The sequence below is a fragment of the Spiroplasma endosymbiont of Clivina fossor genome (assembly GCF_964031115.1).
In the GTDB taxonomy this organism is placed as follows: Bacteria; Bacillota_I; Bacilli_A; order Mycoplasmatales; family Nriv7; genus Nriv7.
The window spans coordinates 932,036-952,192 of the sequence record NZ_OZ035006.1; the positions used below are offsets into that span (position 1 = coordinate 932,036).

The window sequence follows — 20,157 nt, forward strand, 5'->3', positions numbered from 1 at the left end:
AAAAACAACAATTCAATTATATTTTAAATTAATTTTGCAAGAAGTCTAATACCTCTTGCGCTCTAAATTTTTGATCAATTTCATTTAAACGTTTTTGTTTTTGTTTTTTTTTATTAATTCTGCTTGTTGTTTGACTTTTTCATAAAATTCTAAAAATTGACCATCTGTTAAAGTATTTACTAGTTCTTGAATTATTTTTTCCATAATTATTATCCACCTCTATCATATTAAAATATACCTAAAATTAAGTATATTCAATAAATATCAAGAGTTTTCGACAAAATTAAAAATAATTACTTGTTTTTCCTTTTTTTCAATTTTCTTTGCTCTATTTTTTAATTGCTGATTTATTTTCATAAAAGTTTTATCATCAATATTATTTATTTCTTTTAAAATATCTTTTTCTTGCATAAAAAATCACCTTTAAATTAAAAATAACCCATTTACAGAAAAAATAAAGAGGTTATCAATACTTATCTTTAAAATTAAAAAAAATATTAGAAAATAATTTAAATTTTAAAAATGAGAATACCTAAGTATTCTCATTTTTACTTATCTTTAATATAATCTTTTAATTGTTCTAAACAGTCCAGTTTTTCTCAACTAAAATTATCATCTTTACCAAAATGACCATAAACAGCAGTTTTTTGATAAATCGGTTGCATTAACTGCAAACAATCAATCATTCCTTGAATTGAAAAATCAAAAACAGCACTAATGGCATCACTAATTATATTAAGAGCAATCTTTTCAGTATTAAATGTCTCAATATAAACAGCAATCGGAGCTTTCATACCAATAGCATATGCCAATTGAATTTCACATTTATCAGCCCAATTTAAAGCAACAATATGTTTAGCAACTTTTCTTGCCATATAAGCAGCTGTCCGATCAACTTTAGTAGCATCTTTACCAGAAAAAGCACCACCACCACTACGAGCATATCCACCATAAGTATCCACAATAATTTTTCTTCCTGTTAATCCCGTATCACCATAAGGTCCACCAATAACAAATCTTCCTGTCGGATTAATCAAAAATTTAAAATCAAAATTTAACTTATATTTCTTAGCAATAACTAGCATAATTTTTTGATGAATAAAGGTTTTAAATTCACTTTCATTATAATCAGGATGATGCTGAATTGACATTAAAATCGTATCAATTTTAGGTTGGTACCGATTAGTATAATCAATCGTTACTTGTGATTTCATATCAGGGCACGCATCTTTAAATTCTTGATTTTTTCTTAAAGAAGAAGCTAAATGTACTAAATCATGAGCAATTTGAATAGCTAACGGCATATAAGTTTTAGTTTCATTAGTAGCATAACCAAAAATAATTCCTTGATCGCCTGCTGCTAATTGATGATTATGTTCCACACCACGAATAATATCTTGTGACTGACTATGAATTAATACTTGAATATGACAATTATTACCATTAATACCAATTTTTTCATCAATATAACCAATATCACAAATAACTTTTCTAGCAATCGCTTCATAATTTACAATTGCTGATGATTTAATTTCGCCACCAATAATAACCATATTAGTAGTAATAAACACTTCACAAGCTAGTCTTGTTTGCGGGTCTTGTTTTAAACAAGCATCCAAAATAGCATCAGCTATTTGATCACAAATCTTATCAGGATGTCCTTCATTAACAGATTCACTAGTAAATAATATTTTTCTCATACATTCCTCCATTAATTTATTTAAATAATATAAAACCTTCTTTAACTAAAAAGAAGGTTTTATATTTTAAATATAATCCTTCCCTTATTGTTGGTATTTACCCTGCTAGAAGCACCTTCTTTTAAAAATAAAAGGGTTGCTACTGGTTAAAACTAGCATATCCAGTTCAGAATAAATGAATGAAAATTTTAAATTGTCCTTAAAAATATTAACATTAATCACTTAAAAATGCAAATTACTTGTAAAGGTCGCGTTTAGTTTTCTTAGGTATTGCTTTGAAGAAGTAAAACAATCAGCTAATTATATTATTTAATTACTAAACTAACCCTGCCTTTCTTGTTATTGTCATTTTTATTCATTACCATTTTATCATATTATTGAATTTTTACACAATAAAAAATTTTTAATTTTGTCGAAAACTCTTGATAAAATAAAAAAATCATCAACTTGATAATTTTAAAAGGCTTTTATGTAAAATTACTATTTTTACTTTAACTTTTTTATACATTAAAATATAATATCGCTGTTTGTTGGTTTGGAGTTAAACCCTTATGTTGGTATTTTCATTTTCAGAGATTTAAATAATTTTGAATATTAGTAAAACCTAAACCATGATAATGAATTAAGGCTTCTTTAAGACTAGATTGTAATTTACTGATTTTATTTAAGTTACGATAGCTAGCTTCAGGATTAATTGTTGTTTTAGTTACACATAAAGTAGAATTTGTTTGTTTTGCTACTAAAAAATATAATTTTTGCATATCAGAAGTAATAATTGAATTTTCGTTAATTAATTCTTTGTTCATATTTTCAATAACTCATTAGACTTCTTGCAAAATTAATATGATAATTATAATTTTTAAATTTAAAATAAATATAAAAGTGTTATTAAAATAATTTTTAGATTATTTTTACAAATATTTTGTCATTAAAACATAATAAAAATTATTATTTACAATAAAAAAAGACTGAAATTTTAAATTATCAAATATATTTAAACTAATAGTTGTAAATTATAAATTGAAGCTATTAAATTAAATCTTAAAGCAAATCTTTTTCTACGATTTCGATATTTTTCACTAATAATTTTAAATTTTTTAAGTATAGCAAAAACATTTTCAATAACAATTCTCATTTTTGAAATTCGCTCATTATTTTGCTTTTCTTCTTTATTTAAAGGGTTTTTCTTTGATTTTCTTTTAGGAATTAAAACATTATGATTAATTTTTTGTATGCCTTGATAACCTAAATCCACTAAAACAGTTGTTTCTGGTAAAAATTTAATTTTTGAATCTTTTAAAATTTTAAAGTCATGGTTTTTACCATAAGAAAAATCAGAACTAATAATTTTTTTACTATCTTTTTCAATTATAACTTGTGTTTTTATTGTGTGTTTTTTCTTTTTTCCTGAGTAGTGCTGTTTTTGTCTTTTTTTGGGCGTTGGATTTGGCTTTCAGTTACATCAATTATAACAGTCTTATCTTTGAAATAATCTTTTAATAGTGATTTTTGACCAGTAAGTTGTTGAAAATTAGGGTGTTTTATTAAAGTGTCTTCAATTCATTTGATATTTCTATAACAACTACTTTCACTAATATCATAACTTTTTGCAATATGAAAATAAGTTCTATATTCTCTTCAATATTCTAAAGTCATTAAAATACGATTTTCTAATGATAATTTATTGGTTCTTCCGCGACGAAATCTCTTTTTTAATTCTTCTATTTTTAAAATTTCTAGCATTTTATTAAAAGTAGTATGTTTAATACCAGTTAATCTTAAAAAATTTTTATCACTTATTTGATTATTTTTTTTAAATTTCATTTAAATTCCACCTTTTTATTAAAAACAACAATTCAATTATATTTTAAATTAATTTTGCAAGAAGTCTATTGTTTTTGTAAACGTTTGGTGTTTGTGGATTTAACATAAAATAAAAAAAATATTAGGCCTGTCCAAAATTCTGTGTCTCGATAATTCATTCTGAATTATACTTAAACGAAGGAGAACAGAAAATGACAAAAAAAAATAAAAAAAGAACCTGATGCAACTGATAAAGTTGTTGATTATTTTTTAGAAAATATTGATAATCAACAAGATTTATTTAAAGGCAATACTATTTTTCAGGAATTTACCAAAAAATTAACTGAACGAATGTTAAATACGGAAATTAAAGATCATCTTGAAACTGATGAGAATCATAATAAAAGAAATGGCAACACACAAAAAACCATTATTACTAAAAATGGTTCAATCGCAATTGATGTACCAAGAGATCGAAATAGTACTTTTGAACCAGTAATTATTCCGAAAAGACAAAGAAGATTTGATAACTTTGATCAAAAAGTAATTTCTTTATATGCAAGAGAAATGACAATTTCTGATATCAAAGCACAATTGCAAGAATTCTATCACGGAGCAGAAATTTCAGAAAGTTTAATTAGTCAAATAACTGATGATGTTATTGAAGAAGTTAAAATGTGACAAACTAAACCTTTAGAGAAGATTTATCCGATTGTTTATTTTGATTGTATTGTTGTTAAAGTAAAGCAAGATAAACGAATAATAAATAAAGCAGAATATCTTGCCTTAGGAATTAATTTAGATGGTTTAAAAGATATTTTAGGAATGTGAATTAGCGAGAATGAGGGAGCCAAATTTTGACTTAATAATCTTACGGAAATGAAAAATCGTGGCTTACAAGATATTCTTGTTGCTTGTAGCGATAATTTAACTGGAATGTCTGATGCAATAGAAGCTGTGTTCCCAAAAACACAGCACCAATTATGCATTGTTCATCAAATTCGTAATAGTTTAAAATTTGTCCCTTACAAAGATCGCAAACTTGTAGCTAATGATTTAAAATCAATTTATACAGCAATTAATGAAGAAATAGCGCTAGTTGCTTTAGATCATTTTTCTGAAAAATGAAATAAAAAGTATCCACAAATTACTAAATCATGAAAAAATAACTGAAATAATTTAATAATTTTTCTTGAATATCCTCAAGAATTTAGAAAGATTATTTACACAACTAATGCGATTGAATCTGTTAATAGTCAACTAAGAAAAGTCATTAAGAATAAAAAGATTTTTCCTAATGACGCATCAGTTTTTAAAATATTTTATTTAGCATTTCAAAATATGGTTAAGAAATGAACGATGCCAATTCAAAATTGGGGTAGTGCAATTTCACATTTAATGATAAAATTTGAGGACAGAGTGAATTTAAGTTAATTACTTAGAGACACAGTTAATTGTACAGTCCCAGTAATTTTACATAAAAGCCTTTTAAAATTATCAAGTTGATGATTTTTTTTTTATTTTATCAAGAGTTTTCGACAAAATTAAAATAATTATTTAATAACCTTAGGATATTCTTTGTGTGGATTAATATTAATATTTTCAATTTTTATAACTTTATTAGTAATATCATCAATAAATAAAACAATACCATTAATTTGCCCCTCACCAATTGCTGGTTTAAATTTAATTGGCAAATTATTTTTCTGACGATAAATAACTTCTGTTGGATTAGCACCAATAATTGAATAATAAGCTCCCGTCATTCCAATATCAGTAATGAATCCGGTTCCTTTTGGCAAAATTCTCGCATCATTAGTTTGTACATGCGTATGTGTTCCTCATAATGCTGTAATCTCGCCATCATAATTTCAAGCTAAAGCAATTTTTTCAGCACTTGCTTCCGCATGACAATCAACTAAGTGAATATCACTGTCATCTTCTTTTAAGAGTGTATCCATTTCCAAATATGCATTTTGTGATGAACCCATAAAAGCACTACCAATTAAATTGGTAACGCGAATTTTCTTATCTTTAACAGTAAATATTGAAGAACCTTTACCAGGATGGTAGGGATTACTATTTAATGGTCGTAAAATATGATCATTATCAACGATTAAATCTAACATATCCGGCTTATCAAATGTATGGTTACCACCTGTAATCACATCAACATTAATTTGCTTTAAAAAATGATAATGCTCTTTAATCATTGATTTTCCATGACTAATATTTTCTCCATTAACAATGACAAAATCAATTTGATAATCTTTTCTTAAAGATTCTAAATATTCTTCTAAAATACTACGACCAACTTGACCATAAATATCACCAATAACTAAAATATTCATATTTTTCCTTCTTTCTAATCAATTTTTCTTAACTCAGCAATTAACATTCCTACATTTGCTTCCGTTTCATTTTCATAATATGCATATAATGTTTTTCGACGAATATCTTTTACTAACAACTGCATCTTTTCTTCATAAACATTTAGGATATTAATTATCTTACTAATCGCATCGTGAACAGCACTACGCGAAACATTTAATTCATTAGCAATCTCTTGTAATGAAAAATTTTCCATTAAATAAAGGGAAAAGTATTTTTGCTGTTTCGGTGTTAATAACTTACTATATAAATCATATAATAAATTTAATTCATTAGTCTTACTAAGATCTCACATTTTCATCCTTATCCTATCTACTCGTAACTTCTTTTGCTGTTAATCCTTGAATATATTGTTCTAAATCAAATTCTTCCAAGTCATCAAGTTTTTCACCAAGACCAATATATTTTACAGGAATATTTAAACTTTCTTTAATCGCTAAAATAATTCCTCCCTTAGAAGAACCATCCATCTTGGTTAAAATAATCCCCGTAACTGGTGCTACTTCGGTAAAATTTTGTGCTTGGGAAATGCCATTTTGTCCCGTTGTGGCATCAACTACTAATAATGTTTCATGAGGGGCATCAATGATTACCTTTTGAATAACTTTATATATTTTATTTAATTCATTCATTAAATTAGTTTTAGTTTGTAATCTGCCCGCACTATCACAAAGAACAACATCAACTTCTAATTCTTGACCTTTTTTAATACCCGTATAAATAACACTAGCAGGATCTTGTTGCTCTTTACTAGGCACCACAATTGGCACTTGCAAGCGTTTTGCTCATTGCGATAATTGTTCAACAGCACCAGCTCTAAAAGTATCCCCAGCTACTAATAAAACTTTTTTATTTTGTTGTAATAGCAAATAAGCTAATTTAGCAATTGATGTTGTTTTACCAGCACCATTAACACCAACAACCAAAATAACATTTAATTGATTATCCAAAACATTTAAAGTCGTTGTAATAAACGAATTACTAGCATAAATAGCAACCATCTTATCAATAATAAGTTCATTAATTATTTCTGGATCCTTAATATTATTAATTCTAACTTCATTTTTAATTTCATTAACAATTTGCAATGCCATTTTAACACCAACATCAGCTAAAATTAATGTATTTTCTAATTCTTCAAAATATGTTTCATCAATAACACGATGCTTAGTAACTAAAATCTGTAATTTTTGTAAAAAAGATTTTCGGGATTTATTCAACCCTTTTTCATATTTTAAAGAGCTTTTAGATAAGATTTTATCTTTTAATTTTTTTAACATTAAATCCTCCTAATATGAATAACTTATAAATAATTTAATAATTTATCATCATTAAATACTTGATCAATTACTCCACTACCTAAACAAACATCACCTTGATAAAATACTGCAACTTGTCCTGGAGTAAGAGCTCTTACCTTAATTGCAATAACAACATTAACACAATTATTATCTAATAATAATAATTTGACATCATAAGAAATTTGTTGATAACGAAACTTTGCTGTAATCGGTAAATTTAATAATGGTAAAGAATTATTAATTCAGTTAACATCAATAACTAAACAACCATTAGCTCATAATCATTCCTTATCACTGCCACTAGCAACAAAAAGAATTTTTTGATGATAATCTTTACCAACAACAAAATAACGATTATTCATTCCTGATAAATCAATGCCTTTTCTTTGACCAATCGTATAATACATAATCCCTTGATGCGTTCCAATAATTTTATTACTTTTAATATCAACAATATTACCAACTTGGGCAGGAATATAATTTTGTAAAAATTGTTTAAAATTCCTTTTACCAATAAAACAAATTCCTGTTGAATCTTTTTTATTAGCTATTACTAAGTTTAATTTCTTAGCTAATTGCCTAACCTCTACTTTTTTAATATCGCCTAAAGGAAAAATAGTTTTTGCTAACTGTTCTTGATTTAATTGTGATAAAAAATAAGTTTGATCTTTTGTTTCATCTTTTGCTTTTAATAATTCATATTTTTTTGTTTCATCATTATATTTAACTTTAGCATAATGCCCCATAGCAATATAATCAGCATTTAACTTTTCCAATGCATAATTTAAAAAAGCAGAAAATTTAATATATTTATTACATAAAATATCAGGATTAGGGGTGCGCCCTTTTTTATATTCTTCTAAAAAATAAGTAAATACATATTGTCAATATTCCTCAACAAAATTAATACGATATAAATCAATATTTAATTGTTCAGCAACTTTTTTAGCATCTAAATAATCAACTTGCATTGGACAAATAGCATCGTTAATCGATTTATTTCCTAAAATATCATTATTTACTAATGAATCTCAATTACGCATAAATAATCCAATAACATCATATCCTTGTTGTTTTAATAAATATGCCGCAATGGAAGAATCCACTCCCCCACTCATACCAATAACAACTCGTCCTTTCATCAATTTCACCTTCTCAATTTTATTAACTTTCCCTATTAATTTTACAACAAATAGCAACAAATTACATCTTTTTATAATTTAGGGTCGCGTTTAGTTTTCTTAGGTATTTTTTTAAAAAGAAAAAATAATCATTTACGGACGCATAAAGTTTTGTTAGGTAGGCAAAGGTTTAAATAATTTTGAAAGAAAAGCACCTAAAAATTGATTACCTTTTTATTTGAAAAATAAGAAATAAAACAAAATATTTAATATTAACAAACATAATCTTAATAAAAGGTTATAAAAACTAAGTAAAATGCTTATAAAACTAACATTAAAATAATTTTTTACAACAAAAATCATACATAAGAAATATATACTTAATTTGCATATTGAAATAATTTATAGTAAATGATGGTCGCGTTTAGTTTTCTTAGGTATTACTTTGAAAAAGTAAAACAATCAGCTAATTATATTATTTAATTACTAAACTAAGCCTGCCTTTCTTGTTATTGTCATTTTTATTCGTTATCATTTTATCATATTATTGAATTTTTACACAATAAAAATTATTAATATGGGCGCATAAAGTTTTGTTAGGTATTGCTTTGAAGAAGTAAAACAATCAGCTAATTATATTAGACTTCTTGCAAAATTAATTTAAAATATAATTGAATTGTTGTTTTTAATAAAAAGGTGGAATTTAAATGAAATTTAAAAAAAATAATCAAATAAGTGATAAAAATTTTTTAAGATTAACTGGTATTAAACATACTACTTTTAATAAAATGCTAGAAATTTTAAAAATAGAAGAATTAAAAAAGAGATTTCGTCGCGGAAGAACCAATAAATTATCATTAGAAAATCGTATTTTAATGACTTTAGAATATTGAAGAGAATATAGAACTTATTTTCATATTGCAAAAAGTTATGATATTAGTGAAAGTAGTTGTTATAGAAATATCAAATGAATTGAAGACACTTTAATAAAACACCCTAATTTTCAACAACTTACTGGTCAAAAATCACTATTAAAAGATTATTTCAAAGATAAGACTGTTATAATTGATGTAACTGAAAGCCAAATCCAACGCCCAAAAAAAGACAAAAACAGCACTACTCAGGAAAAAAGAAAAAACACACAATAAAAACACAAGTTATAATTGAAAAAGATAGTAAAAAAATTATTAGTTCTGATTTTTCTTATGGTAAAAACCATGACTTTAAAATTTTAAAAGATTCAAAAATTAAATTTTTACCAGAAACAACTGTTTTAGTGGATTTAGGTTATCAAGGCATACAAAAAATTAATCATAATGTTTTAATTCCTAAAAGAAAATCAAAGAAAAACCCTTTAAATAAAGAAGAAAAGCAAAATAATGAGCGAATTTCAAAAATGAGAATTGTTATTGAAAATGTTTTTGCTATACTTAAAAAATTTAAAATTATTAGTGAAAAATATCGAAATCGTAGAAAAAGATTTGCTTTAAGATTTAATTTAATAGCTTCAATTTATAATTTACAACTATTAGTTTAAATATATTTGATAATTTAAAATTTCAGTCTTTTTTTATTGTAAATAATAATTTTTATTATGTTTTAATGACAAAATATTTGTAAAAATAATCTAAAAATTATTTTAATAACACTTTTATATTTATTTTAAATTTAAAAATTATAATTATCATATTAATTTTGCAAGAAGTCTAATATATAAATCCTTATTTTTGACATCAATTTTAGTTTTAGTTTCTTTTTCTGCTAGTTGGAAATATTCAGCAATATCATATTTATTTAAAATGCTTGAAATACTAGCTTTTGAAATATAACAATGATTTAGAGCATCTAAAACATCGCGATATCGTTTACCATCGCCCAAAAGATTTAAAACTTTAAATTGGACATCAAAATAAATGCGTTGTTTGGGCAATAAACCAATTTCTTTATCTAACAAACATACATATTCAAATTTACCTGATTTTTGATTTCAATATTTATATCGGCGTCGTTTAAAAGTAACATCACCAAAAATTGTAATAATTGTTCTTAAAGCAAAATGAACTACTTTATAACCTTGTTTTAACCGATAATGATATTTATATAAGTATTCATCTAATTTTTCATATTCATTAGCTAATTGTTCGCATTTGTTAGTGTACATATTTTTATGGGTTGCGAATAAACTGAATCAATGCTTGTTTTCTAAGGTTTTTACATTATTATTAATTTTTAACATAAAAAATCACCTTTCTTTGGTAGTAATTTTAACAAAGTTTAATTTAATTGCTTCAATAATGCAATTTTCAGTTACTATCATAGTATTGTAAGAAGTCTATATAGTAAAAGTAGAATTTTTTTGTTTGAGGGTATATAATGAAACTGCAAAGCGAATAGATTCCAGACAAGATTTGGAGAAAGGGTGTTGATTGTTAGATAAATTTTATTAATTAATAAAAATTAATGAAAGGGATTTGATTAATATGAAAAAACTTTTAGAATTACTAGGAACAATTACTATTGCTAGTAGTGCCATGCTAACAGTAATTGCGGCTGCACCTAATCGAAAACACAGTATAAAAAAAAGACAAAATAACGAAGATATTTCAACTACCCCAAAACCACAAGATGAACAACAAGCTTTAACAATTACGCCAGATAATCAAATTGAAATAATTGATAAATTAAATGATAAAGACATTATTTTAACTTTAAATGAAAATTATTCTGAAAGTATTGAAAAAATGTTACAGGAACTTATTAATGAAAAATATATTGATCCATTAAGAAGTATCAATATGGGTGGCCTTATAAGCGCAGAACTTGATAATAAAACAATTATTTCTAAATTAGAAGAATTAGAATCAAAAATGACTGATTGAATTAAAGAACAAAAAAATAACAAAGAAAAAATATTAATATTAACCTTAAAAAAGAAAAAAGATGAAACTAAAAATAATGATGAAGATAAGGAAATAAAACTAGTAATTAGATTAGAAAATTTTTATGTCCTAGGATTTATTAACAATCAAAATCAATATTTTGATTTTAAAGATGAAAAATTAAAACAAATTAATGATTTAAAAAATAAAATTACTAAATTAGGTGAAAGAACTAAACAGAACGCAACAAAATATGATAAACTTCAAAAAGATCTTGCAAAATCAAAAATTATTCAAAATATAAATAAAGCAATAATTGAAAAATATTATTTTCAAGAAAATAATTTTAATTTAGATTATACAGCGGATTATAACGAAGAAGGTTTAGATGTTATAATAAGAGAACAAGCAAAAGATACAGGAAAAGATATTCCTATTTCGCAAAAGACTTTAAAAGATGCCGTTGCAAATTTAGCAGATTATACTCACGATTCAACAAAAACAGAAGAAGAAACTCAAACAATAAAAGATGATTTAGTGAGATTGATTTTTGTTACAAGTGAAACCATGCGTTTTCAATGTGATGGAAAAACTTTAGAAATTTATGCAAAATTTAAAAATGATAAAGAATTAACAGACGAAGAAATTGATAAATTAAAAAAAGAAAGCAATCTTAAACAAGAGAAAAGAAAAGAATTAAAAAATAAATTTAAAAATATTATTGAAGAAAATTTAGGAAAAAAATCAAATATAATTCAACTTATAAAAAACGATAAGTGGGGTGAAATAAGTGGTGAAATTAAAAATAATAAATTAATTCAAGAACAAGAACTAATTACTATTCTTAATGATATTAAAAATTTTGATGAAGAAAATGATGAAATAAAAAATAAATTGGAAATAGCAGAATTAAACAAAATAATCAATAAAAGTAAGAATATTCTATCTGATGTTCAAAAAATATTACAAGAAAATGGAAAAATAGTTTATTGAAAAGAATATACAACACAATTAAGAGGTGATGGAAAAGAATTTGGTGGGTGAAAAGAATATTCAAAAATTGTTAATAAATTTAGAATAAAAATTTGAGAACAATTAATAAAAATGAAAAAATTAAATGATTTTATTTTTAATGAAAAAGAAGATCTTATAAATAATTTATTAGATAAAATTTTAGAAATCAAAGATAATGAACAAGAAATAAAAAAAGTATTAATACCATGATTTGATAAAAAAGCAAAAGCAAATAATGATCTTAAAAATATAAAAAATGATTTTGTAAATGAAGTAAAAAATTTCATAAAAGTTCAAATGAATCCCTTAAATTTAAAAATATTAAATAATTTATCTTCTGATTTTACAAATGAACAAAATATAATTAAAAAACAACAAGAAATTTTTCCAGAAATAAATCAAAATTTCAAAACCAAAAATGATATAGAAAAATTAGATCAAGAAGTTAAAACAGAAATTACTAATATTATTAATAATATTAGTAGTAATAATACTAGTCTTTTATGTTGATCTATTACTCAAAATAATTTAGATATTGCTAAATTATTACTTATGTTAAATTCAAATTTAGAAGTAATAAATGGTTATTGGGCTAATTTATCACCCTTACATTATGGATCCTATTTAGGTAATATAGAGATTGTTAAAGAATTATTAAAATATCCCAATATTAATTTTAATATTCTAGATAATAATGGAAATGGGAAAAATACACCTTTGAATTATGCAATTATAATGAATAATATAGAGATTGTTAAAGAATTATTAACAAATCAAAATAGTAAAAATAAAATTGAAGTTAATCCAATGGTTGAAGATGATTTGTCGCCATTACATTATGCAGCATTTTTTGGTTATACAGAAATTATTAAATTATTACTTGCTAGTGGTTCTAATACTAATGCTAAGTATGTTAATAATACACCTTTAAATATTGCAACAAATAATGGTCATGTAGAAGCACAAAATCTTTTAAAAAAATTTAATGAATTAAATCAAAAAATAATAAAAGATAAAGAGTTACTAAAAAACTTATCAGAAAAATTAACACCAGAGCAAAAACAAGAATTAGAAAAAAGAATTAAAGAAAGAATTAAAAACACAAAAAAAGAATTAAAAACATTATTACAACCAACATATGATGTACCAGCGGATAATAGTTGTTTGTTTTGGTCGGTATCAACATCTTACTTATTGCCAGTGAGAAATAATAATGAAGAATTTAGAAACCGATTTATCCAATTATTTGGTGAAGAAAATTTAAAATATTTATTACATATTCAAAAATTACTACAACAATATGATTTAGAAGATAATAGAAATCTAAATCAATTATGATATCAAGATCAAACAGCAAATAATTTAGTTATAAATTTCTTTCGTAATCGCGTTGTTGATTATATACAATCAAATTTAGATACAATTCCAAATCGCAATGGCGAATTAACATTTAGAAACCTTATTCAAGATAATAATGATATTGATACTAATTACTTAGAAATAATGCGACAACCTTCAACATGAGGGGGGACACCAGAAATAATAGCAATGAGTAATCTTTTAAATGCTAATATTAGTGTAAATAATAATGGTTCTTATCAACCAGTTAATCAAAATGCAAATAATAATAACATAGCGATATCGTATGTTGAACTTAAAAAAGGTTCTGGTGTCCATAATCATTATAATTTTGCTTTAACACCAGAAGAAGAACGAACAAATCATCCTGTTGCTATTAATGACAATCAGGGAAATGTTCCTGTAGTTGACACAACAAATAGACAAGATAATTTACCAATAACAACCCCAAAATCAGATGCAAAGACAATTAAATTACCAGTTGATGTTCATGGTCAACACCCTGCAATTTTGTCTAACAATAATGATGATGCTTCTAATCGTGGTAATAATATTATCAATTCACAAATATCAACAACTACAAAGGCAATAAATAAATATAACGCTCTTTCAAAAGAAGAAAAATTAAAAAAATTAAATGAAATTAATCGTTATTATCAAACATTATCTGAAAATGATAAAAAAAGTTTTAAAGAAAAATTAACAAATACTGGATTAGCGGCTTTAAGCGGGGGTACATTAACAGCTTATGGAACCAAAATGACTGTTAGTAGTACCGCTACTACTAGTGCCGCAAATGCAGAAGTAATTGAAATGACTCCGCTCTTATCAACAAGTACAACAGAAGGTTTAGCCGCCGCAGAAACAATTACTGTTGCCGAAACAGCAGCAGTTGAAGGTGGAATTATAGCTGGAGAAACCGGTACTGCTGCTGCTCTGGCTCCGGAAACTCTAGGGCTATCCTTAGTAATTGGAGGATTAGCAATTGCAGGAACATGAATGTATTTTGCTTTTCATCATCATGCAACATCTGATATTGCGTTCCCAACCTCAATTCATCATAATGTTTATGATAACATTGAAAAATGATATAAATTTCTAGCCCATGATAAATTAAAAATTAAAATTAACAAAACCACATGAAATGAAATCAAACAAAATAAAAATTCACCAGCAAACATTATAAAAATTATTAAAAATAAATTTGTTATAAATGACCATTCTGGTTGAGGCGGAAGTGTCACAAATGAAGATTTCAACACTTTTGTAAAAGTAATAGTACTTCATTTCGAACAAATAAATGGTTATTTTGAAATATTAGATAATGAAAATGATGGTTTTGTCATTATAACCAACACTGAAGGCGATTGACTAGGAATAGAATAAAAATTTAACATTTTTAATTAAAAGAGAAAAATATTTCTTATATGTGTTATGTAGAATAATCTGAGTTCAAATTTTAATTTAAGGCAGTATTTAAATTTAAATACTGCCTTTTTATTTTGTCAAAATAGAAAAAATTAAAAAGTTGTTTAAGAGCATTATCGTCATAGAAAACTATTTTTTGGAAGTAGTAGGGACTGTACAATTAACTGTGTCTCTAAGTAATTAACTTAAATTCACTCTGTCCTCAAATTTTATCATTAAATGTGAAATTGCACTACCCCAATTTTGAATTGGCATCGTTCATTTCTTAACCATATTTTGAAATGCTAAATAAAATATTTTAAAAACTGATGCGTCATTAGGAAAAATCTTTTTATTCTTAATGACTTTTCTTAATTGACTATTAACAGATTCAATCGCATTAGTTGTGTAAATAATTCTTCTAAATTCCTGAGGATATTCAAGAAAAATTATTAAATTATTTCAGTTATTTTTTCATGATTTAGTAATTTGTGGATACTTTTTATTTCATTTTTCTGAAAAATGATCTAAAGCAATTAACGCTATTTCTTCATTAATTGCTGTATAAATTGATTTTAAATCATTAGCTACAAGTTTGCGATCTTTGTAAGGAACAAATTTTAAACTATTGCGAATTTGATGAACAATGCATAATTGATGCTGTGTTTTTGGGAAAACAGCTTCTATTGCATCAGACATCCCAGTTAAATTATCACTACAAGCAACAAGAATATCTTGTAACCCACGATTTTTCATTTCCGTAAGATTATTAAGTCAAAATTTGGCTCCCTCATTCTCACTAATTCACATTCCTAAAATATCTTTTAAACCATCTAAATTAATTCCTAAGGCAAGATAAACTGCTTTATTTATTATTCGTTTATCTTGCTTTACTTTAACAACAATACAATCAAAATAAACAATCGGATAAATCTTCTCTAAAGGTTTAGTTTGTCACATTTTAACTTCTTCAATAACATCATCAGTTATTTGACTAATTAAACTTTCTGAAATTTCTGCTCCGTGATAGAATTCTTGCAATTGTGCTTTGATATCAGAAATTGTCATTCCTCTTGCATATAAAGAAATTACTTTTTGATCAAAGTTATCAAATCTTCTTTGTCTTTTTGGAATAATTACTGGTTCAAAAGTACTATTTCGATCTCTTGGTACATCAATTGCGATTGAACCATTTTTAGTAATAATGGTTTTTTGTGTGTTGCCATTTCTTTTATTATGATTCTCATCAGTTTCAAGATAATCTTTAATTTCCGTATTTAACATTCGTTCAGTTAATTTTTTGGTAAATTCCTGAAAAATAGTATTGCCTTTAAATAAATCTTGTGGATTATCAATATTTTCTAAAAAATAATCAACAACTTTATCAATTGCGTCAGGTTCTTTTTTTATTTTTTTTGTCATTTTCTGTTCTCCTTCTTTTAAGTATAATTCAGAATGAATTATCGAGACACAGAATTTTGGACAGGCTCAAGTAGTAATTTTAACAGTTTTTGAATTTAGTTATTAAGGATTTTCAATTTCAATTTTAAAATTATTTGTTTTATTTAATCTGTAATTTGTTATATTGTTATCATGATTAAGAGTGTCTAACCCTGTACCTTGTGCTTTGATTGCTATTTTTTTATTAATTATTCATAATTTATTATCACTATCTTCATCTATTTTTTGTCCGTGTGTAGTTATTAGTTGTCTAATTTCATCTTGTTTGCTTTGATTATCTTTAAATTCTAGTGTAAATCTAAAAATAAGTCAATTTAAATTTTTTAATTCTGGTAATTTCTCATTTAGATTGATGTTATCTTTTTTTTCTATAGCAACTTGCGTAACTGGATAAAGATTTAAATTATTTTTTCTTGCTGAAATCCAAAATTGCACTTTTTCTAGATTTCTGATTTCAAAATCATGAACTTTATTTTTTTGTTCTACTGATTTATTTTCTTTTTTAGAACAGCCAACTATTGGTAATATTGTTAATATCGAAAGAGTTATTATATTTAAAATTTTCATTATTTTAATTCCTTTATTACTTTATTTTTTCAATATATATATATATATATATATTACACGAAAATCCTTAATATCATTAGAAAAATGGCAAAACCGATTAAAAATTGAAAGGTATAGTAAAAAGCTGGTACTGTTTTAAAAACTGGAAAAATGGCGGTTGAAAAGTTAACTGTTGCTTTTGCAATAATTGCTAACGGGCGTAAAATTGTAATGACTCGTGACGCTGTCAGCATTCAGTTTAGCATTTTGATACCAGCATTTTGAATGGCACAACCAATATCATTAAAGGTTGGTATTCATCGTCCAGAATATTTGCAATTTGCTGGTGGAATTAAATCGTCTCATTCACTGTTATTTGAACCATCAGGGATAAAGGCTGTTGAATTTAATACATTAAAGTCATAAATTTTAAAATTGTAGTTAGAGATATTATCTTTGTGATAAAGTGGAAAGGTTAAGGTAAAAATATTAATACCATAACGAATATCAATATCGGTATTGAGGTAATTGATGCTGTTAGCGGTATTGCTGGTTGGCAAGGTAATTAGTTTATTATCATAGGATTTTAAGACATTAAAATCAATTTGATAGATACTATTATTGTTTTTAAAGGCATCATAATTCTCTTGATGCGTTTTTTTGTCAAAAGTAAAGAAATAACTTCTTAGTAATAATTCTGAGTTTCCTATAATATTTACTAAGTATTTTTGGGAATAAAAGGTAATTAATGAACGGTAAAAGAAACCGATTTGAATAAAGTAATTTTTGTTGTAATTATCTACACCCTTAAAATCAATTTCGGTGTAAGTTTTTTCGTCCATATCAAAAGTAGCATAAAATAAACTGGCAAAGAAGTTACCAAGGATTTCATAGATTTCGTCAAAAACATTTTTGTAATCGCTGTTGTTAATACTAGGAATGTTATTTTTAAAATATAGGTAAATATCATTTCGTAAATCTGGGTCATAGCGTAGAAAACTAAATTTAACATTAAGGTAATTTAAAGTACCAAAAAGATACTTAATTAGGTAATAATCGTTAGCGTTTGCAGTATCATATTTTCAGATTTCCTTTTCACCGTGTAGCAATTGTAAATACTTATTTCCGGCAATTATAGTTTTGTTAAATGCCTGAATTTTCAAAACATTCTCATTTACTACATTTTTATTACTAGAAGTCTTGTGATAAAAATAGCTCTGGTCTTTAAAACCATGATTTTTAATGGTGAATTCTTTATAGTAACCTTCTTCTAAAGTGTCAATGAAATTAAATACCGGTGTTCAATAGAGATAAGAGTAATTAAATTTATCAAAATCACCACGGTGAATCATTAAATAGTCAAGATTATCAATAACATTACTATAGTTATGGTTGCCGTCAAATTTGGTGGTTGTTGTTGGCAAGTCAATGTCAGTACTATCTTTTTCAATTTCAATTTTAAAATTATTTGTTTTATTTAATCTGTAATTTGTTATATTGTTATCATGATTAAGAGTGTCTAACCTTGTGCCTTGTGCTTTGATTGCTATTTTTTTATTAATTATTCATAATTTATTATCACTATCTTCATCTATTTTTTGTCCGTGTGTAGTTATTAGTTGTCTAATTTCATCTTGTTTGCTTTGATTATCTTTAAATTCTAGTGTAAATCTAAAAATAAGTCAATTTAAATTTTTTAATTCTGGTAATTTCTCATTTAGATTGATGTTATCTTTTTTTTCTATAGCAACTTGCGTAACTGGATAAAGATTTAAATTATTTTTTCTTGCTGAAATCCAAAATTGCACTTTTTCTAGATTTCTGATTTCAAAATTATAAATTTTATCATTTTGTCTTTTAGTTCTAATTAGTTGTGTTTTTGTTTTATCATTATTAATGTTTGAGGGAATAGTAAAAATGTTATTGAAACTAATAGTTAGCACGGTAAATATTTTCATAAACATTTTTATCACTCCTTTTTAAAATATTTTATTTCTCGTTGTTCTTTTTTCTTTAATTTTTTTAATAAGTCACTCAATACCATAATTTATAATTACAGCTATTGTCATGCATATATCTAAATATCCTAGTATCATAAGTGAAATTAATGCTTCAAATTTTTCATATAATAATTTCAAATCATTAATTTCCAATTTTAAAAATGGAATGAAAAAGATAATAATCATAAAAATGTAAGGCAAAATTCTTCATCAATATTTTTTTAAAGAATTAATGAGTTTGTTTGATTTCATTTTTCAAGGCTCTTTTTGCTTTAATTTTTTGAATAATAAAGCGGATTAATTTTTCAAATTTAATTGCAAAATATATTGCTCCGCCTCATCAAAAAACAAATATTCCCGCGAGCATAATAACACTATTGAACTTGCCAAAGAAATCAACCATTTGTTCATTCATAAATTTATTAAATTCGTTACTTGTTCCAGTTATTCATTTAGTATCGATTACTGTTAATACACAAAGTAATAAGCTTATAAAGATAAAAATGATACTTAATACTATTTTTAACCACTGCTTTTTAAAAGAATTTTTAATTTTAACGGCATTTTTTCTTTTGAATTATCTTTTTTAAATAATTTTACTAAAAGTTTTTTCATTTTAATTCTCCTTTCATATTTTTTATCGTCCTTTAATCACAATAAATAAAGCAATAAGTACACAAGTGACACCAAGAATGGTAAAGATTGGATGTTGCGAAAATGTCCGGACCATTGGTTTAAATAGTTCTAAAATTGTTAAATTGCTAGTAATAAATTTTTGGAAATTGGCAAGTCCTTCGCTAATGTAGTTCGTTAAAGTTTCAAAATGACTACCAGCTAATAATCCGAGAACAGTTATTAAGATAAAAATAATAATTAGTTTAAACATTTTTAGTTACCTTGTTTTGTTTTTATTGGTTTTATTTGTTTTTTAGCTTTTCCTCACGCACTTAAACGACCTTTATTTTTAACCGCATATTGGCGTTGTTTTTCTAAATTAACTTGTTGACTACCAAATCCAAGAATAATTGCCATAAGAAATTCTACAGCCAGCGTTAAGAATAAAGGAAATATTAATTGAATATTCGTTCCCGGCACTTCTAAACTTCAAATTAAGTCAAAAACTTTATAAAGCATTTGGGCGAGAAAGTCGGCCATTTTTGCGAGATTTTCCATTT

General features: G+C 25.0%; 21 protein-coding genes. 4 read left to right on the forward strand and 17 right to left on the reverse strand.

Going from position 1 to position 20,157, the window contains the following annotated elements:
• Window positions 1-219: 219 nt before the first annotated feature.
• The 5 genes from AAHM82_RS05710 to AAHM82_RS13660 form a co-directional block, all read right to left on the reverse strand.
• A complete protein-coding gene (locus tag AAHM82_RS05710) occupies window positions 220-411 on the reverse strand; it encodes a hypothetical protein (protein ID WP_342264792.1) in 192 nt (63 codons plus the stop codon).
• A 137-nt stretch (window positions 412-548) separates the two neighbouring features.
• Entirely contained in the window at window positions 549-1,712 is a 1,164-nt protein-coding gene (gene metK / locus AAHM82_RS05715) for a methionine adenosyltransferase (RefSeq protein WP_425289005.1), read from the reverse strand.
• 488 nt (window positions 1,713-2,200) lie between these two features.
• Window positions 2,201-2,506 (reverse strand): hypothetical protein, encoded by a 306-nt coding sequence (locus tag AAHM82_RS05720; RefSeq protein ID WP_342264794.1) that lies wholly within the window; start codon window positions 2,504-2,506, stop codon window positions 2,201-2,203.
• A gap of 188 nt (window positions 2,507-2,694) precedes the next feature.
• Entirely contained in the window at window positions 2,695-3,087 is a 393-nt protein-coding gene (locus AAHM82_RS13655) for a transposase family protein (RefSeq protein WP_342264845.1), read from the reverse strand.
• A complete protein-coding gene (locus AAHM82_RS13660) occupies window positions 3,084-3,524 on the reverse strand; it encodes a transposase family protein (RefSeq protein ID WP_342263396.1) in 441 nt (146 codons plus the stop codon). Before AAHM82_RS13660 ends, AAHM82_RS13655 begins: the two co-directional genes overlap by 4 nt.
• 204 nt (window positions 3,525-3,728) lie before the next feature.
• Here AAHM82_RS13660 and AAHM82_RS05730 point away from each other — a divergent pair, with 204 nt between their 5' ends.
• Window positions 3,729-4,937 (forward strand): IS256 family transposase, encoded by a 1,209-nt coding sequence (locus AAHM82_RS05730; RefSeq protein ID WP_342264921.1) that lies wholly within the window; start codon window positions 3,729-3,731, stop codon window positions 4,935-4,937.
• A 119-nt stretch (window positions 4,938-5,056) separates the two neighbouring features.
• Here AAHM82_RS05730 and AAHM82_RS05735 read toward each other — a convergent pair whose 3' ends face one another.
• Genes AAHM82_RS05735 through mnmA form a run of 4 tightly spaced genes read right to left on the reverse strand, consistent with a single transcriptional unit; the run spans window position 5,057 to window position 8,337 of the window.
• Window positions 5,057-5,854, reverse strand: a complete 798-nt coding sequence (locus AAHM82_RS05735; RefSeq protein ID WP_342264795.1) for a TIGR00282 family metallophosphoesterase — start codon at window positions 5,852-5,854, stop codon at window positions 5,057-5,059.
• Window positions 5,855-5,868: 14 nt separating this feature from the next.
• Window positions 5,869-6,189, reverse strand: coding sequence for a YlxM family DNA-binding protein (ylxM, locus tag AAHM82_RS05740; protein ID WP_342264796.1), 321 nt, complete (start codon window positions 6,187-6,189; stop codon window positions 5,869-5,871).
• A 13-nt stretch (window positions 6,190-6,202) separates the two neighbouring features.
• Window positions 6,203-7,174: a signal recognition particle-docking protein FtsY gene (gene ftsY / locus AAHM82_RS05745; protein ID WP_425289006.1), complete on the reverse strand. Its 972-nt coding sequence runs from the start codon at window positions 7,172-7,174 to the stop codon at window positions 6,203-6,205.
• A gap of 23 nt (window positions 7,175-7,197) precedes the next feature.
• Window positions 7,198-8,337, reverse strand: a complete 1,140-nt coding sequence (gene mnmA / locus AAHM82_RS05750) for a tRNA 2-thiouridine(34) synthase MnmA (protein ID WP_425289061.1) — start codon at window positions 8,335-8,337, stop codon at window positions 7,198-7,200.
• Window positions 8,338-9,023: 686 nt separating this feature from the next.
• Here mnmA and AAHM82_RS13665 point away from each other — a divergent pair.
• Both AAHM82_RS13665 and AAHM82_RS13670 read left to right on the forward strand, forming a co-directional pair.
• Window positions 9,024-9,464: a transposase family protein gene (locus tag AAHM82_RS13665; RefSeq protein WP_342263396.1), complete on the forward strand. Its 441-nt coding sequence runs from the start codon at window positions 9,024-9,026 to the stop codon at window positions 9,462-9,464.
• Complete coding sequence (locus AAHM82_RS13670; protein ID WP_342264845.1) at window positions 9,461-9,853, forward strand: transposase family protein; 393 nt, start codon at window positions 9,461-9,463, stop codon at window positions 9,851-9,853. Before AAHM82_RS13665 ends, AAHM82_RS13670 begins: the two co-directional genes overlap by 4 nt.
• Before the next feature lie 144 nt (window positions 9,854-9,997).
• Here AAHM82_RS13670 and AAHM82_RS05760 read toward each other — a convergent pair whose 3' ends face one another.
• The gene (locus AAHM82_RS05760; protein ID WP_342264799.1) at window positions 9,998-10,552 is read right to left on the reverse strand and encodes a UPF0236 family transposase-like protein; all 555 of its coding nucleotides are present in this window, start codon (window positions 10,550-10,552) and stop codon (window positions 9,998-10,000) included.
• 244 nt (window positions 10,553-10,796) lie between these two features.
• Between AAHM82_RS05760 and AAHM82_RS05765 the strand changes: the two genes are divergently transcribed.
• The gene (locus AAHM82_RS05765; protein WP_342264800.1) at window positions 10,797-14,954 is read left to right on the forward strand and encodes an ankyrin repeat domain-containing protein; all 4,158 of its coding nucleotides are present in this window, start codon (window positions 10,797-10,799) and stop codon (window positions 14,952-14,954) included.
• A gap of 222 nt (window positions 14,955-15,176) precedes the next feature.
• Here the strand turns inward: AAHM82_RS05765 and AAHM82_RS05770 are convergent, their stop codons facing one another.
• From AAHM82_RS05770 to AAHM82_RS05800, 7 genes are all read right to left on the reverse strand, one after another.
• Entirely contained in the window at window positions 15,177-16,397 is a 1,221-nt protein-coding gene (locus tag AAHM82_RS05770) for an IS256 family transposase (protein ID WP_342263365.1), read from the reverse strand.
• Between the two features lie 102 nt (window positions 16,398-16,499).
• Entirely contained in the window at window positions 16,500-17,003 is a 504-nt protein-coding gene (locus tag AAHM82_RS05775; RefSeq protein WP_342264801.1) for a hypothetical protein, read from the reverse strand.
• Window positions 17,004-17,056: 53 nt separating this feature from the next.
• A complete protein-coding gene (locus tag AAHM82_RS05780) occupies window positions 17,057-18,946 on the reverse strand; it encodes a hypothetical protein (protein WP_342264802.1) in 1,890 nt (629 codons plus the stop codon).
• A gap of 15 nt (window positions 18,947-18,961) precedes the next feature.
• Window positions 18,962-19,234: a hypothetical protein gene (locus tag AAHM82_RS05785; protein ID WP_342264803.1), complete on the reverse strand. Its 273-nt coding sequence runs from the start codon at window positions 19,232-19,234 to the stop codon at window positions 18,962-18,964.
• Complete coding sequence (locus AAHM82_RS05790; protein WP_342264804.1) at window positions 19,212-19,397, reverse strand: hypothetical protein; 186 nt, start codon at window positions 19,395-19,397, stop codon at window positions 19,212-19,214. The genes AAHM82_RS05785 and AAHM82_RS05790 overlap by 23 nt, the downstream gene beginning before the upstream one ends.
• A 222-nt stretch (window positions 19,398-19,619) precedes the next feature.
• On the reverse strand, window positions 19,620-19,868 hold the full coding sequence (locus AAHM82_RS05795) for a hypothetical protein (protein ID WP_342264805.1): 249 nt from the start codon (window positions 19,866-19,868) through the stop codon (window positions 19,620-19,622).
• Between the two features lie 2 nt (window positions 19,869-19,870).
• A complete protein-coding gene (locus AAHM82_RS05800) occupies window positions 19,871-20,155 on the reverse strand; it encodes a hypothetical protein (RefSeq protein ID WP_338968736.1) in 285 nt (94 codons plus the stop codon).
• Between the last annotated feature and the right edge of the window lie 2 nt (window positions 20,156-20,157).